The 14,898-nt window shown below is 40.8% G+C and carries 13 protein-coding genes; 10 read left to right on the forward strand and 3 right to left on the reverse strand.

Annotated features, from left to right (window positions below; all coding sequences use genetic code 11):
- Positions 1 to 21 precede the first annotated feature (21 nt).
- From HMPREF0766_RS04145 to HMPREF0766_RS04160, 4 genes are read left to right on the forward strand one after another with little or no spacing between them, the layout of a single operon-like run.
- Entirely contained in the window at positions 22 to 1,266 is a 1,245-nt protein-coding gene (locus tag HMPREF0766_RS04145; protein ID WP_002993987.1) for an MFS transporter, read from the forward strand.
- 31 nt (positions 1,267 to 1,297) lie between these two features.
- Complete coding sequence (locus HMPREF0766_RS04150; RefSeq protein WP_002993988.1) at positions 1,298 to 2,983, forward strand: GMC oxidoreductase; 1,686 nt, start codon at positions 1,298 to 1,300, stop codon at positions 2,981 to 2,983.
- A 19-nt stretch (positions 2,984 to 3,002) separates the two neighbouring features.
- Positions 3,003 to 4,433, forward strand: coding sequence for a Gfo/Idh/MocA family protein (locus tag HMPREF0766_RS04155; protein WP_002993989.1), 1,431 nt, complete (start codon positions 3,003 to 3,005; stop codon positions 4,431 to 4,433).
- Between the two features lie 27 nt (positions 4,434 to 4,460).
- Entirely contained in the window at positions 4,461 to 5,093 is a 633-nt protein-coding gene (locus tag HMPREF0766_RS04160; RefSeq protein WP_002993990.1) for a gluconate 2-dehydrogenase subunit 3 family protein, read from the forward strand.
- Positions 5,094 to 5,130: 37 nt separating this feature from the next.
- On the opposite strand, the gene HMPREF0766_RS04165 is transcribed toward HMPREF0766_RS04160, so the two are convergent.
- Positions 5,131 to 5,859, reverse strand: coding sequence for an acyl-[acyl-carrier-protein] thioesterase (locus HMPREF0766_RS04165; protein ID WP_002993991.1), 729 nt, complete (start codon positions 5,857 to 5,859; stop codon positions 5,131 to 5,133).
- 198 nt (positions 5,860 to 6,057) lie between these two features.
- On the opposite strand from HMPREF0766_RS04165, the gene HMPREF0766_RS04170 reads away from it, so the two are divergent.
- Positions 6,058 to 6,327 (forward strand): hypothetical protein, encoded by a 270-nt coding sequence (locus tag HMPREF0766_RS04170; RefSeq protein WP_002993992.1) that lies wholly within the window; start codon positions 6,058 to 6,060, stop codon positions 6,325 to 6,327.
- Between the two features lie 18 nt (positions 6,328 to 6,345).
- Here the strand turns inward: HMPREF0766_RS04170 and HMPREF0766_RS04175 are convergent, their stop codons facing one another.
- Positions 6,346 to 7,389, reverse strand: a complete 1,044-nt coding sequence (locus tag HMPREF0766_RS04175) for an endonuclease/exonuclease/phosphatase family protein (RefSeq protein WP_002993993.1) — start codon at positions 7,387 to 7,389, stop codon at positions 6,346 to 6,348.
- A 274-nt stretch (positions 7,390 to 7,663) separates the two neighbouring features.
- On the opposite strand from HMPREF0766_RS04175, the gene HMPREF0766_RS04180 reads away from it, so the two are divergent.
- From HMPREF0766_RS04180 to HMPREF0766_RS04195, 4 genes are read left to right on the forward strand one after another with little or no spacing between them, the layout of a single operon-like run.
- Positions 7,664 to 8,305, forward strand: a complete 642-nt coding sequence (locus HMPREF0766_RS04180; RefSeq protein WP_002993994.1) for a TetR/AcrR family transcriptional regulator — start codon at positions 7,664 to 7,666, stop codon at positions 8,303 to 8,305.
- Positions 8,306 to 8,323: 18 nt separating this feature from the next.
- A complete protein-coding gene (locus tag HMPREF0766_RS04185; RefSeq protein ID WP_002993995.1) occupies positions 8,324 to 9,694 on the forward strand; it encodes a TolC family protein in 1,371 nt (456 codons plus the stop codon).
- A gap of 29 nt (positions 9,695 to 9,723) precedes the next feature.
- Positions 9,724 to 10,776 (forward strand): efflux RND transporter periplasmic adaptor subunit, encoded by a 1,053-nt coding sequence (locus HMPREF0766_RS04190; RefSeq protein ID WP_002993996.1) that lies wholly within the window; start codon positions 9,724 to 9,726, stop codon positions 10,774 to 10,776.
- Positions 10,777 to 10,799: 23 nt separating this feature from the next.
- The gene (locus HMPREF0766_RS04195) at positions 10,800 to 13,868 is read left to right on the forward strand and encodes an efflux RND transporter permease subunit (RefSeq protein WP_002993997.1); all 3,069 of its coding nucleotides are present in this window, start codon (positions 10,800 to 10,802) and stop codon (positions 13,866 to 13,868) included.
- A 33-nt stretch (positions 13,869 to 13,901) separates the two neighbouring features.
- Here the strand turns inward: HMPREF0766_RS04195 and HMPREF0766_RS04200 are convergent, their stop codons facing one another.
- A complete protein-coding gene (locus HMPREF0766_RS04200; RefSeq protein WP_002993998.1) occupies positions 13,902 to 14,279 on the reverse strand; it encodes a hypothetical protein in 378 nt (125 codons plus the stop codon).
- A 140-nt stretch (positions 14,280 to 14,419) separates the two neighbouring features.
- Between HMPREF0766_RS04200 and HMPREF0766_RS04205 the strand changes: the two genes are divergently transcribed.
- A complete protein-coding gene (locus tag HMPREF0766_RS04205) occupies positions 14,420 to 14,872 on the forward strand; it encodes a hypothetical protein (RefSeq protein ID WP_002993999.1) in 453 nt (150 codons plus the stop codon).
- Positions 14,873 to 14,898 lie beyond the last annotated feature (26 nt).

Here is a 14,898-nt window from a genome sequence, read left to right on the forward strand (position 1 = left end):
TATCATAAACCATCTACCTCTATGTCTACAGGAATAAAAATAAAATTATCTTTCATGATGTTTCTCGAATTTTTTATTTGGGGAGCATGGTTTGTTACATTGGGGACTTTCCTGAGTAAGAGCCTGAATGCAACAGGTCTGGAAAGTGCAAATGTATTTTCGACTCAATCCTGGGGAGCTATAGTTGCGCCATTTATTATCGGTATGATTGCAGATCGCTTTTTTAACGCAGAGCGTATCCTGGGCGTACTTCATATTGTGGGGGCTTTTCTGATGTATCAGATGTACCAGTCTACTTCAGTAAGTGAGTTTTATCCATATGTACTGGGATATATGTTGTTGTACATGCCAACATTATCTTTAGTCAATTCGGTTTCTTTCCGTCAGATGAAAAATCCGGAAAAGGAATTTTCAATTATCCGCATATTCGGAACCTTGGGTTGGATAGTTGCGGGATTAGCAATCAGTTATATCTTTAAATGGGATGCCGGAGACGGTCTGTTGAAAAACACATTCTTAATGGCAGGTATTGCATCATTGGTACTGGGATTATTTAGTTTTACACTTCCTAAAACACCTCCTGTAAAAATCGAACAGACTGAAAAAGCGACTGTAGGACAGATTCTCGGGTTAGATGCTGTCAAACTGCTGAAAGACAAAAACTTTTTATTGTTCTTTATATCTTCTATACTGATCTGTATTCCTCTGGCATTCTATTATCAGAACGCAAACGTATTTTTAAGCGAGATTAATCTGGAAAATCCTACAGGTAAAATGACCATAGGTCAGATCTCCGAAGTATTATTTCTGCTTTTACTTCCCGTTTTCTTTACCCGTTTTGGTTTTAAGAAAACTATTCTGGTGGGTATGCTTGCCTGGGCGGTACGTTATCTGATGTTTGCGTACGGAAATGCGGGAGATCTTACTTTTATGTTAATTACCGGAATTGCCTTACACGGTATTTGTTATGACTTTTTCTTTGTTTCAGGACAGATCTATACCGATAATAAAGCGGGTGCAAAGTATAAAAGTTCTGCTCAGGGATTAATTACGCTAGCTACCTATGGTGTAGGTCAGCTTATCGGATTCTGGGTGGCAGGATATGTAAGTGATATGTACATTGATCTTAAGTCAACGGATGTCGCATTATTCTGGAATAAAGTATGGGTGATTCCTGCCGGAATTGCAGTTGTTGTTTTCTTATTTTTCCTGATTTTCTTTAAAGATGAGAAGATAGAGAGTACCAAAGAAACTGAAACTATTTAAAACAAATTATAAACTAATAAAGAGAAGAGATATGGCAGATAATGTATATGACGCAATTGTCATCGGATCAGGAATCAGCGGTGGTTGGGCTGCAAAGGAACTGACGGAAAAAGGACTTAAAACAATTGTTTTAGAACGTGGTCGTAATATCGAACATGTGAAAGATTATCCATCGCCCAATAAAAATCCTTGGGATTTTGAACATCGCGGAGGTCGTACAACACAAATGGTCAAAGATTATCCTGTTCTTAGTCGTGACTATCCCCTCAATGAAAAAAACCTGGATTACTGGGTCAATGAGAAGGAAAGTCCATATACAGAGGTGAAAAGATTCGACTGGTACCGCGGGTATCATGTCGGAGGCCGATCGCTGATGTGGGGAAGACAAAGTTACCGTTTCTCTGATCTGGATTTTGAAGCCAATCTTAAAGATGGTCATGGTACAGACTGGCCAATTCGTTATAATGAAATCGCTCCGTGGTACAGCTATGCAGAAAAATTTGCAGGAATCTCCGGTAACAGAGACGGCCTTGCCGTATTACCGGATGGAGATTTTATGCCGGCAATGGAGATGAATATTGTAGAAAAAGATCTTGCAGCACGATTGAAGACTCAGTATGGTGGTAAAAGACACTTTATCATGGGAAGAACAGCAAATATCACTGTTCCTCATCATGGACGTGTCAACTGTCAATATCAGAATCAATGTTGGTTGGGATGTAATTTCGGTGCATATTTCAGTACACAGTCTGCAACCTTACCAGCTGCTGTGAAAACTGGTAACCTGACCTTGAGACCTTTCTCTATCGTGAAGAATATCATCTATGACAAGGATACCAAAAAAGCAAAAGGAGTAGAGATCATCGATGCAGAGACAAACAAGACTTATGAATTCTTTGCAAAAGTAATTTTCGTATGTGCTTCAGCACTTAACTCTACATGGGTATTGATGAATTCGGCTACTGATGTATGGGAAGGTGGATTGGGAAGTAGCAGCGGACAATTGGGGCACAATCTGATGGATCACCACTTCCGTTGCGGAGCAGGAGGTTCAGTAGAAGGTTATGAAGAAAGCTACACATTCGGGAGAAGACCTAACGGTATTTACGTTCCTCGTTTTGTAAACGTAGACGGAGATACCAAAAAGCGTGATTATCTGCGTGGATTCGGATATCAGGGTGGTGCCAGCCGCGGACGTTGGTCGGGCGCTGTTGCTGAAATGAGTGTAGGAGAGGCCTGGAAGGATGCTATCCTGGAACCGGGAGGCTGGAGTGTAGGATTTACAGCTTTCGGCGAAATGCTTCCTTATCATGAAAATAAAGTTACGCTCGATAAAAATGTTAAAGATAAATGGGGCTTACCGGTACTGGCAATCGATGCTGAAATAAAAGATAATGAGATCAAAATGCGTAAGGATATGCAGGAGGAGATGAAAGAGATGTTGGAATCTATCGGCGTGAAAGATGTATATACTTATGACAACGTTTACGGTTTAGGACAGGGAATTCATGAGATGGGTACTGCCCGTATGGGTACAGATCCTAAAAATTCTGTATTGAACGGTCACAACCAGGTATGGGATGCTAAGAACGTATTCGTTACAGACGGAGCTGCAATGGCTTCAGCTGCATGTATCAACCCTTCACTGACTTATATGGCATTGACAGCGCGTGCTGTTGATTTTGCGGTCAGTGAGCTGAAAAAAGGAAACCTATAATCAAACGTCTTCATAAATTATGGATAAAAACAGTAGTACTTCAAGAAGAGATTTTATAAGGTCGGCTGCGACAGCAGCTGCCGCGTTTATGATCGTGCCGCGCCATGTACTCGGTGGTACCGGATTTATTGCACCTAGTGATAAATTACAGGTCGCCGGAATCGGGGTTGGCGGAAAAGGAGCCAGTGATATTAATTCATTCTTTGCCAGCGGTAAAGCCGACATTGCTTTTTTGTGTGATGTAGATGATACAAGAGCTGCCGGTACAGTTAAGAAATTTCCGAAAGCAAAATATTATAAGGATTTCCGTGAAATGTTAGATAAGGAACATAAGCATATAGATGCCGTTTCTATTTCCACTCCGGATCATAATCACGCTATTCAGTCCCTTGCAGCGATGCAACTCGGTAAACACGTATACGTACAGAAACCTCTTACACATGATGTATGGGAAGCAAGGGTGCTGACAGATGCGGCTAAGAAATATAAAGTAGTCACACAGATGGGTAATCAGGGGGCCTCTAATGATGGTCCGCGTCAGGTACGTGAATGGTATGAAGCCGGTATTATCGGTGACGTACATACTGTATATTGCTGGACGGACAGACCGGTTTGGCCTTCAGGTATTCCATGGCCGACACAAAAAGGCCAGATCCCTAAGGAGCTGGACTGGGATCTGTGGTTAGGTACTGCCCCTCAACGTGATTATATTGAAAAACTAGTTCCCTTCAACTGGAGAGGCTGGTGGGACTACGGGACAGGTGCATTAGGAGATATGGGATGTCACTTGCTGGAAGTACCTTTCAGTACATTAGGATTGACTTATGTACAGGATGTACAGGCGAGTGTGGGTACTGTCTATGTGGATGAATTCAAACGCGGATATTTCCCGGAAAGTTGTCCTCCTTCCAGTCATGCAACACTGACCTTCCCTAAAGGTAATCGTACGGCCGGTCCGGTGACCTTACATTGGATGGATGGTGGTATACAACCTCCGAGACCAGATGAATTAGGCGCAAATGAAATCTTTGGTGATGGTGGTAATGGTATTTTATTAGTAGGTACTAAAGGAAAAATCCTTGCAGATACTTACGGACAAAATGCACGTTTACTTCCAACCTCCCGTAAAGAAAATGTAGCACAAAAATATGCGCGTGTTGCAGGTGGTGCAGAAGGTCACTATGGTCAGTGGGTAGAAGCATGTATAGCAGGTTATGGTAAAAAAGAGGTGAGCTCGCCGTTTGAGATTGCCGGTCCGCTTACTGAAGCATTATTAATGGCCAATCTGGCGATTCGTGGTGCGGATATGCGTATTAATAATAAATACCCGGGCAGAAATCTGAAATTACTGTGGGATAATCAACAAATGAAAGTAACCAACTTTGATGAAGTCAACCAGTTTGTGAAAAGAAATTACCGTACAGGTTGGGATATCAAGTATACAATTTAAGAATTAACGTTTTAAAACGATAAAGATATGAATAGAAGAGAAGCATTACAGCGTGTCGCCCTGTTGATGGGAGGAACTGTCATTGGCGCTAATCTTTTCCTGGAAGGCTGTTCGCGTTCAGCTTCAAAAGATACAGCAAAACTTTTTGAAAAGGATTCGGTCAATTTTCTTGGCGATCTTGCAGAAGCGATCTTACCCAAAACAAGTACACCTGGAGCGAAGGAAGCAGGCGTTGGAGAATTTATCCCTGTCATGATCAGAGACTGTTATGCAGATACTGAGCAAAAGGTATTCTTAGACGGAATCAATACTGTGGATGACCGTGCTAAGAAAGAATTCGGTAAGAAGTTTCAGGAACTAAGTAAGGAAGATCAGACTAAATTTGTCAATATCCTTGATAAAGAAGCCAGTGAATACAACGCTAAGCAGGCCGAAGCTACAAAAGCACAGCGTGAAAAGGATGCATTGAAACAAAATGAAATGTATCGTGTACCGAAAAGCGATCCTCCACACTGGTTTACGATGTTCAAGCAATTGACCCTTACAGGTTTCTTTACTTCAGAATTAGGTGCTACTAAAGCATTGCGTTATGTGAAAATTCCGGGAAAATTTGATGGTAATTATCCTTATAAAAAAGGAGAACACGCCTGGGCATTATAGCAGAAGATTAGAAAAAGCGGACAACTGTCCGCTTTTTTTATCTTAATCCTATAGCCATCAGAAAATTGGTCTTTGGATTCTTTTCAATCTTAAAAAAGATTTCCTTATCCGTATGTGCACTGGAAATGGTTACAACATCGTGATAGGTGAGTTCACGTAAATAGTTCATCTCCAGAGAATGAATGTTATTTTCCAGTACCAGCTCCGGTTTCAATGTGTCCAGACACCAGTCCATATATTTTACATTGTTAACATGTTTGACAATGTCGAGATCAGACAGGACAACCTGATAATTTTTAATAAATTCGGTCTCAGTCGCAAGGTTTAATCTGGAAAAAGGTTTGGATGTCGCTGTTCTCTCCGGATATGTGGTAAAACCTTCTGTAGAAATCGCCAGATCTTCAGAGCCTCGTTTCAGGGTGTTGATCACTGCCCAATATGTGGTCGCAGCCAGATAGAGTTCTCCTTTAACATAAATTTCAAAATTACGTATGGATCTCGCTCCCTCAAATTCCTGCACCCAGGTTTTAATCTGAATCTTATCCAGCCACCTAGGTAGTCTGGAAATTTCCATCCGTATTCTGCTCAATACCCAGGCCTGGTTATTACGGGCCATTTCGAAAAAGCCGAATCCGGCTGCAATAGCATGTTCACCGGCCGTGATCTGAAGCATATTACTCATCTCTGCATATTTAATCAAGCCTGAGGCATAGCAATGGGTAAAATTCACTTCCCACTCTTTCTCGTATATAGACGGTTTCTCCATAGTTCTGTTTGAGCGTAAAAATAATGTAAATGTCAAAGAAACCCAATCTGCTTCAAAATAGTGTCATGTAAAAGAAAAAATACGAATGGATGTTGTTTATAAGTGAAAGTATATCTAAATTTAGATAACAAGATACAAAAAAGCCTGAAATGACGTTTGTATCATAAGGTTCCTGTGTACATTTTAAAATTGTTGATTATGATGATCGGAGAATTAATAGCAAAAGAAGAATTGCCAAATTATAAAATAATACCTGCACCTGTAGATCATTCTGAACTGTTAAAGGATAAATTAGAAGGAGCACTACGGCTGGGAAATGCATTTAAATCAAAAACTACAATTGTCTTCCAAACGGAAGATGGACCAAAACGTATAGAGACTACTATATGGTCTGTTACGGATAAATATTTACAGATCAAAAGCGGCGTACTGATCCCGTTAAAATCTGTTTTGGGAATAGAATATTAAAAGAAAAGTGCTGTATTATCAGCACTTTTCTTTTTTCTCCTGAGCCATTTCTATATCTTCCTGATCTACCTCCATTGCTTCCTGCTGATATTTTGCAGAATTTTCAAACTGCAGATGTGTGAATATTGGAAAGTGATCTGAATCATAGTTGTGTAATCTCTTCATGCATACTAATTTGAAATCCGTACTGCAGAAGATGTGATCCAGAGGGAAACGTAGAATCGGATAATGGGCGTGGAACGTATTCATGAAGAAACGTCCTCTTCGGGGGTCTAACAACTGGCTCATCTTTAAAAATAGTTCTGTTGTGTAACTCCAGGCTACATCATTCAGGTCTCCGCATACGATGACTGGCAACCTGGATTTGCGCGCCATATCTGCAACTAACAGTAATTCTTTATCCCGCTCTGTCGATCTCGGATTTTCATTCGGTACAGGCGGAGTAGGGTGTAACGCATAGATTTGTACTTCCTGTCCGTTTTGCAAAACGATCTTTGTGTGTATAGACGGTATATCATCTTCTACCAGATATTTTACTTCAGCATCCCTTAATTCGAATTTTGAGAATAAGAGCATTCCGTAGGTGTTATCTATCGGCTCTTTGACGCTGTACGGATACTTCTTATCTATACTGCGCAACGCTTTTTCCCAGGCATGGCTGGTTTCCAGCAGTAATACCATATCCGCATCTGTATCATTGATCACACGTATACAACCTTCATAGTTATTGTTGTCTTCATATACATTTGAAATCATAATCTTAAGATCCTGCTCCGGTCTGTTGTCTTTTACCTTCAATACCTGTTTGGCTGAAAACGGAGTAAAAGGCAGAATCTGTTTTAGCAGGTAGAGTATCGTCAATCCTAATCCTGCCAGTAAAATATTTCTAAACGTTGTTGAAGGGCATAATATGATCACAGACAAAAATGTGGCTGCGGACATTACAAGTTTTTGGAGGCGGGGGTACTCGAAAACCCGGAATGTCCAGTAGTCATGACGGATAAGGGGTATAAAGGTCATGAGTATCCACAATACGGATAAGATATATAGAAAAATAGTCATGCAATAAGATGTAAGTGTTGTGATGAACTATTAATCAAACATTATGCTAAAGCTCCTCATTAATGCTAATATTTTATGAAATAAAAATGAATTTTCAAATAATGAACAGTGTTAATTGGTTATTTTGTTTTTCAGGATTATTGATTAATAACCTAATTATTAGGATTATTAAGATTTGTTATGTCTGTTTGCTATGCAGGTATTAAAAATAATTTTTAATATTTTTCTTTTTTATTAACAGTGTTAATTATATTTGAACTGTTAATATATAAGTATGGGAATAAAGGAACGAAAAGAGAAGCATAAAGAAGACCTTCGTCAGCGCATCCTGGATGCAGCGAAGGAGTTGTTTTTGAAACATGGTTATGAAGCTACTTCTATACGTAAAATAGCAGAGAAAATAGAATTTAGTCCGACGACGATCTATTTATATTACAAGGATAAGACAGATATTATGTATGCCTTACATCAGGAAGGTTTTAAATTATTAGGGACACAATTTATGGTTTTACAATACGTACATGAACCCTTTGAACGATTGAAGGCCATGGGAAGAGTTTATATGAGTTTTGCACTTAACAATCCTGACTTCTATGAACTGATGTTTATTCAGAAAGAGCCACTGGAATTTGTCAAGAATAATTGTGTGGACGAAGGCTGGGAAGAGGGCGAGCAATCATTTAATGCTCTCATACGCACAGTAGAAGATTGTCAGTCTGCAGGGTATTTTACACAATTTGATGCCAATACATTTGCATTGAATGTATGGTCACTCATGCATGGCTTGTGCAGTCTCAAATTGCAGGGGCATCTGGATCATGTTGCATCGGTCAAGCTGGCTGTAGCAGAAGGAGAGAATGTAATGGACCAGACGTATGAAGGGTTTATCAGGGTGCTGGAAAGTCTGAAACGTTAACTATTAACACTGTTAATTATGAAATTTTTTAATACCGGCCGATTAGCCCTTTCTATTCTGCTGACAGGCTTTGTAACAGTTTCCTCACAGGCGCAGGAAGTACTGGATGCCTATGTTTTGGAAGCATTTCGGAATAATATTGTCTTACAGCAAAAGGATGTAACATTAGAGAAAGCACAGTATGCTTTGAAAACGGCAAAAAGTCTTTTTCTTCCTACCGTGGCTTTTCAGGGAGCTTATCAGACTGCAGATGGCGGACGTAATATTCCTTTGCCGTTGGGCGATCTGTTGAATCCTATTTATACGACACTTAATCAGCTTACGCAATCCAGTCAGTTTCCGGTAATGGAGAACCAAAGCATCAACTTTCTGCCAAAGAATTTCTACGATGCTAAGATCCGTACGACCATGCCGATTATCAATACAGATCTGACCTATAACAAACGTATTTCAGAACAGCAGGTCGTACTTCAGCAATTTGAAGTGGTGATTTATAAACGGGATCTGGTCAAAAATATTAAAACGGCTTATTATAACTATCAAAGTGCATTGCAGGCTGTGGATATTTACAGATCAGGCTTACAGCTTGCGAATGAAGGGCTGCGGGTCAACGAAAAGTTACTGGAAGGCGGGAAGGGGTTGCCTGCTTATGTGCTGCGCTCCAGAAGTGAAGTCGAACAGGCTAATGCTCAACTGGTCGCTGCAGAACAACAGGTGCTGAATGCACGGATGTATTTTAATTTTCTCTTAAACCGGAATGCGGAAACGAATATTGATGCGGACACGGATAATAAAGCAGGACTGGATAAGGTGAGTACATTGCTGGCCGATCTGTCACAATCTGAAAAAAGAGAAGAATTAAAGGCTATGGATCAGATTGTAGAGATCAACAGGACGGCTCTGAAGATGAATAAGCAGTATGCGGTGCCTAAGCTGGCTGCTTTTGTGGACTTAGGTTCTCAGTCTGAAGGATTTAAATTTAACAACAATACACGTTACTACATGTTAGGACTGCAGCTGGATATTCCGATATTCACTGCAGGTAGAAATGATATAAAAGTCAGACAAAGTAATCTGGATCTCCGCAATGCAGAATTACAGGTCGACCTGGTAAGTCAGCAGCTGAACTTAGCGACCCGGACGGCTCAGAATAATCTGAAGGCAGTTTATCAGAATTATCAGTCATCTTTAAAACAATTTGAAGCCGCATCCAGCTATCAGCGGTTGATAGAGAAAGGGTATAAAGCAGGTACAAACACGTTCATCGAAACTATTGATGCCCGTAACCAATATACCTCTGCTCAATTATTAGTCAATATAAACAGGTACAAAGTGTTAGCTGCAATGGCAGATCTGGAACGCGAAACGGCCTCTTATTTAATACATTAATTTCATCACCATTCATAAATTTCATACAGATGAAAATGAACATATCTTATCCGGTATTATTGCTTGTGGCCCTGAGCCTCAGTGCCTGTGGTAATAACAAGTCACAAACTTCTACTATTGCTAATCAGGATACTATTCCGGTCAAAATAATGATGCTGCAGATGGAGGACGCAAATCATGCTATTCAGTCTTCCGGGCAGTTTACAACGAATGATGAGACTTTTCTTTCGTTTAAAAACGGAGGGATCATCAATAAAATATATGTGAAGGAAGGGGATCCTGTGCGTAAAGGGCAGCTACTGGCTTCTGTCAATCAGACAGAAATCTCTGCGCAGGTGCAACAGGTGACACTATCTTATCAAAAGGCTCAACGGGATTATGACCGGGCAAGTCAGCTGTACCGGGACAGTGTCGCTACACTGGAACAGATGCAGAATGCAAAAACGGCTCTTCAGGTTGCAAAGCAGCAACTGGACGCCATCAAATTCAATCAGAATTATTCAGAAATCAGAGCGACCAGCAACGGATATGTATTAAAAAAACTGGCTAACGATGGTCAGGTGGTAGGCCCGGGAACTCCTGTCCTGCAGATCAATGGTGCAAACCAGAGTAAATGGGTACTGAAAATTGGTTTGAGCGATGAGCAATGGGCAGCGCTAAAGATCGGTGACAGAGCAGATATTACTACAGATGCACTTCCGCAAACGGTCTTACAGGCGAAAGTGAGTCGCAAAGCAGAAGGAATAGATCCGCAAAGCGGAACCTTCGGTGTAGAACTGACCCTGGATGAGGCTAATACAAAAGGATTGGCTGCCGGACTGTTCGGAAAGGCGACTATTATTCCAACTAAGACAACCAGCAGTTATTCGATTCCTTACGATGCTCTTCTGGATGCCGGTGAGAATGAAGGTTATGTGTTTGTGACGGATGATGAGAAGACAGCCAAAAAAGTAAAAGTGAAACTGGGCACCTTGTTGAAAGATAAAATCAATATCAGCGGAGGTCTGGAAGAGGCCCGTGCATTGATTATTTCCGGAAGTGCTTATCTCACTGATGGCTCAAAAATAAAAATTGTGAAGTAAGAAGGATAAACAAATAAAATCCAATGAAAATATCAGAATACGCGGTCAAAAATTATCAGTTTACCCTGATCATGGTCCTGATGGTCATGGCACTGGGCATCTCTACCATATTCACTATGCCGAGATCCGAAGATCCGGATATGAATGCGCCAAATTATCCGGTAGTAGTCGTATATCCCGGAGCCAGCCCCAAGGATATGGAAGAACTGGTGGTAAAGCCTCTCGAAAAACGAATATATGGTCTGGAAAATATCAAAACGATCAAGACAACTATTCGCGATGGTCTGGCTGTACTGTTTGTCGAATACAAGTATAATGTCAATGTAGATGACAAGTATCAGGAATTGGTTCGTGAGGTCAACAGTGAGCGCGGGAATCTTCCTGCTGAGATATACAGCATGGAGGTGCAACAGGTGTCACCTTCGGATGTGAATGTACTACAGATTGCACTGGTGTCCGAGAATGCATCCAGAGATAAGATGAAGGCTGCGGCAGAAGATTTGCAGACAGCTCTTGAGAAAATACCTTCGCTTAAGAACGTGGAGATTATGGGCTTGCCTGATCAGTTGGTCAGAGTAGATCTTAATCTGGAAAAACTTGCTCAGATGCATATTCCTGTCACGCTGATTGCCAATGCGATACAAAGTGAAGCGGCAAATATACCGGGCGGAAGTGTCCACGCCGGTAATAAATCATTCAATATAAAAACGAGTGGAAATTATCAGAATATCGATGAAATCAAAAATACGGTTGTCTCCAGTGGAAATGGTAAAAATGTAGCCTTAAAAGATGTCGCAAATGTATATTTCGATTATTCACAGGATAAGGATATTACACGTCTGAACGGGTATCGTTGTCTGTTTGTCGTGGCCGCGCAGAAATCAGGAGGTAATATTACGGCGGCGCAAAAAGCTTATCTGCCTGTCATCGATACGTTCAAAAAGACCTTGCCCGGCAACATTGATCAACAGGTTATATTTGATCAGGCAGATAATGTAAACAGTCGTCTGGGTGGATTAGGGATAGATTTTGTAATAGCGATCCTGTTGGTTATTGTCACACTTCTGCCATTGGGGACACGAGCATCTGTGGTGGTGATGGTATCGATTCCGCTATCTCTGGCTATCGGGATAGTGATGATCAGTGCTTTGGGATTTAGTCTTAATCAGTTGAGTATTGTCGGACTGGTGGTAGCACTGGGACTACTGGTGGATGATAGTATCGTAGTCGTAGAAAATATAGAACGCTGGATGCGTGACGGACATAGCCGTCTGGATGCAACGTTGAAAGCGACTAAACAAATCGGTATGGCTGTTATCGGTTGTACAGCGACATTGGTGATTGCTTTTATGCCTCTCATGTTTCTTCCTGAAGCTTCAGGAGAATTTATACGAAGCCTTCCGGTAGCTGTCATCTGTTCGGTTATTGCATCTATGCTGGTTGCATTGACGGTAGTTCCGTTTCTGTCAAGTAAACTGTTAAAACCACATGCAGATGCCAATGGAAATATTTTTCTACGTACACTGCAGAAGATTATCCATGGCTCTTATGCCCGATTGCTGGATAAAGCACTTGCCAGACCTGTGCTGACCATAGTGATTGCATTGATTATTTTCGGAGGGTCAATTGCATTGATTCCGGTAGTAGGATTCAGTTTATTCCCGGCATCCGAAAAGCCACAGTTTCTGATCAATATTTCTACGCCTTTGCAATCAAATCTGCACTATACAGATTCTATTACCAGACAGATCGAAAAGGAACTCCGGGAGATACCCGAAGTACGTTATTTCGCTTCCAATGTGGGAAAGGGTAATCCGAGGATCTATTATAATGTGTTGCCTCAGAATGAACGCACAGATTTTTCGGAACTATTTGTACTCCTGCAGCCTGATGTCAAATCAGACCGTAAGCTGGAGATTATCGAAATGCTGCGGAAGAAATGGACCCCTTATCCGGGAGCAAAGGTAGAGGTCAAGAATTTTGAACAGGGACAACCCATTATCTCGCCCGTAGAAGTGCGGTTGTTGGGTGATAATCTGGACACTCTTCGTAATCTGGGAGGTCAGATTGAAAATATGCTGCTGCAGACTGAAGGAACAATCTATGTCAATAATCCGTTGAAAAATCTGAAATCAGATATTAAAGTCAATATTAATAAGGAGAAGGCTCAGGCATTGGGTATTGCCACGATCAACATTGACAGAACCGTACGTATGGCTGTCGCAGGTATCGATGTAGGTAAATATGTAAATCCCAATTCTAAAGGTGACGACTACAGTATTTTGCTGACAACCAGTCATCCTTCTTATCCTGATCTGAGTGTATTCGATAATTTGTATGTCAATAACAATCAGGGAATTTCCATTCCGCTGATGCAGGTCGCTTCGCTGCAGTTGGAAACTTCACCTCTGAGTATCAATCACTACAACAAGACGAGAACGATATCTGTAAATGCCTTTGTACAAAAGGGATTTTTGAATGATAAGGTTATTCAGGATGTCAAACAGCAGATGGATACTTTCAGGTTGCCTGCAGGATACAGTTATGAAATGGGAGGGGAGATCGAAAGCCGAAATCAGTCCTTTGGTGGTTTTGGCAGTATTATACTGGTTACCTTATTTATGTTTATTGCCGTACTGGTGCTCGAATTCAAAACATTCAAGAGCACGCTGATCGTGCTTTCTGTGATTCCTTTGGGTATAGTAGGAGCTGTGCTGGCACTGTTGTTTACAGGCAATTCACTTTCATTTGTGGCGACAATCGGAATAGTGGCATTAGCCGGTATAGAAGTGAAAAACACTATTTTACTGGTTGATTTTATCAATCAGCTGCGGTCAGAAGGAAAATCGCTGAATGATGCCATTGAAGAAGCCGGTGAGATCAGATTTTTACCTATTATTCTGACAACATTGACCGCCATCGGCGGACTGCTGCCTATTGCTTTGTCCAGTAATCCTTTGATTTCTCCGTTAGCTATTGTTATTATTGGTGGATTGATTAGTTCAACTCTGCTATCCCGCATTGTCACACCTGTAGTATACAAGCTGATGCCTCCTAAAGTAGAGGTAATAGCTAAAGAAGAAACACTATAAAACTGTACGGACTGCTACTATCAATGCTCAGGATTAGTGAGCATTGATAGTAGATTGAATCTGTGTTTTCAGTTGTTCAAATGATTTGTATAGGTCTTCTGAAACCTTTGTCTTATCCACATCGATCAGGAGATGATGAGGTCTCAGGATGACCGTGTAGCCATCAGAGGAAGTCCATGTAGCTGATGTTTTATTATTTTCAGTTGGCTTGCCGAGTGTATTGGCTATTAAGGTTTTCAGTTGTTTTTCTTTATCCGTGTCAAAGCTGGCAGTAAGCGAAAACTGCTTGTTTGTGACAGATGTCGAAATACTTGTTTTACTTGAAGATGTAGCTTCTGAAGTCGCTGATGTTTGTGCAAAGACATGTACGGAGAACAAGATTGCAATTGCTGTAAGAGTGAGATTTTTCATTGTTTCTGTTTTACTTATTGTACAGCAAATATGAACATACTATCCAAAAAAGTTGGTTAATGAAGGGTTAATGAAAGGTTAAAGGGATGCCAGAAGTAAAGGCGAAAGATGTATATTTAAAATATATTTTATAAATCGATATGAGAATAAAAAAGTTCTTACTGCTATTCGTTGTAATAACGGGTTGTGCAGCTCAAAAAAAGGGTGACTTTGAACTTAAAGACTTAGTATCTGCCGGATATGAATTTGAAAAAGAAGGTAATACAAACCGGATCGATTATTTGTATGCTGACGGAGACTTTTCATATCGTCCGGAGGAGTATAAACTGCTGAAACGTAAAGCCGAAGAAAAAAGGGCAGGCCTGAGCAGGAAAGAATATGCACTGCATTCCCTTTACATATACAAGAAAACAGACATTATCAATCAGCATTACGGTGAGGGGAAGGAAGGTCTGGATGGCCGCAACCGGGATCTTATTGCTTATATACGGTATAACGCAAATAAGATGGACATCTGTTATATTATTGAAGAAGGAAATGTAGTCTATGATGTGGTTACAGATCAAAGAGAAAATTTTGAATTTGAGAAATAGAATTTATACAATAAAAAAGCGAGGTT

It is taken from the genome of Sphingobacterium spiritivorum ATCC 33861 (assembly GCF_000143765.1).
Lineage (GTDB): Bacteria > Bacteroidota > Bacteroidia > Sphingobacteriales > Sphingobacteriaceae > Sphingobacterium > Sphingobacterium spiritivorum.

Coding starts and splice junctions, on each gene's coding strand:
- HMPREF0766_RS04170 (WP_002993992.1), top strand. CDS start 6,058: ATGATGATCGGAGAATTAATAGCAAAAGAAGAATTGCCAAATTATAAA.
- HMPREF0766_RS04165 (WP_002993991.1), bottom strand. CDS start 5,859: ATGGAGAAACCGTCTATATACGAGAAAGAGTGGGAAGTGAATTTTACC.
- HMPREF0766_RS04160 (WP_002993990.1), top strand. CDS start 4,461: ATGAATAGAAGAGAAGCATTACAGCGTGTCGCCCTGTTGATGGGAGGA.
- HMPREF0766_RS04180 (WP_002993994.1), top strand. CDS start 7,664: ATGGGAATAAAGGAACGAAAAGAGAAGCATAAAGAAGACCTTCGTCAG.
- HMPREF0766_RS04150 (WP_002993988.1), top strand. CDS start 1,298: ATGGCAGATAATGTATATGACGCAATTGTCATCGGATCAGGAATCAGC.
- HMPREF0766_RS04205 (WP_002993999.1), top strand. CDS start 14,420: ATGAGAATAAAAAAGTTCTTACTGCTATTCGTTGTAATAACGGGTTGT.
- HMPREF0766_RS04185 (WP_002993995.1), top strand. CDS start 8,324: ATGAAATTTTTTAATACCGGCCGATTAGCCCTTTCTATTCTGCTGACA.
- HMPREF0766_RS04190 (WP_002993996.1), top strand. CDS start 9,724: ATGAAAATGAACATATCTTATCCGGTATTATTGCTTGTGGCCCTGAGC.
- HMPREF0766_RS04145 (WP_002993987.1), top strand. CDS start 22: ATGTCTACAGGAATAAAAATAAAATTATCTTTCATGATGTTTCTCGAA.
- HMPREF0766_RS04195 (WP_002993997.1), top strand. CDS start 10,800: ATGAAAATATCAGAATACGCGGTCAAAAATTATCAGTTTACCCTGATC.
- HMPREF0766_RS04200 (WP_002993998.1), bottom strand. CDS start 14,279: ATGAAAAATCTCACTCTTACAGCAATTGCAATCTTGTTCTCCGTACAT.
- HMPREF0766_RS04155 (WP_002993989.1), top strand. CDS start 3,003: ATGGATAAAAACAGTAGTACTTCAAGAAGAGATTTTATAAGGTCGGCT.
- HMPREF0766_RS04175 (WP_002993993.1), bottom strand. CDS start 7,389: ATGACTATTTTTCTATATATCTTATCCGTATTGTGGATACTCATGACC.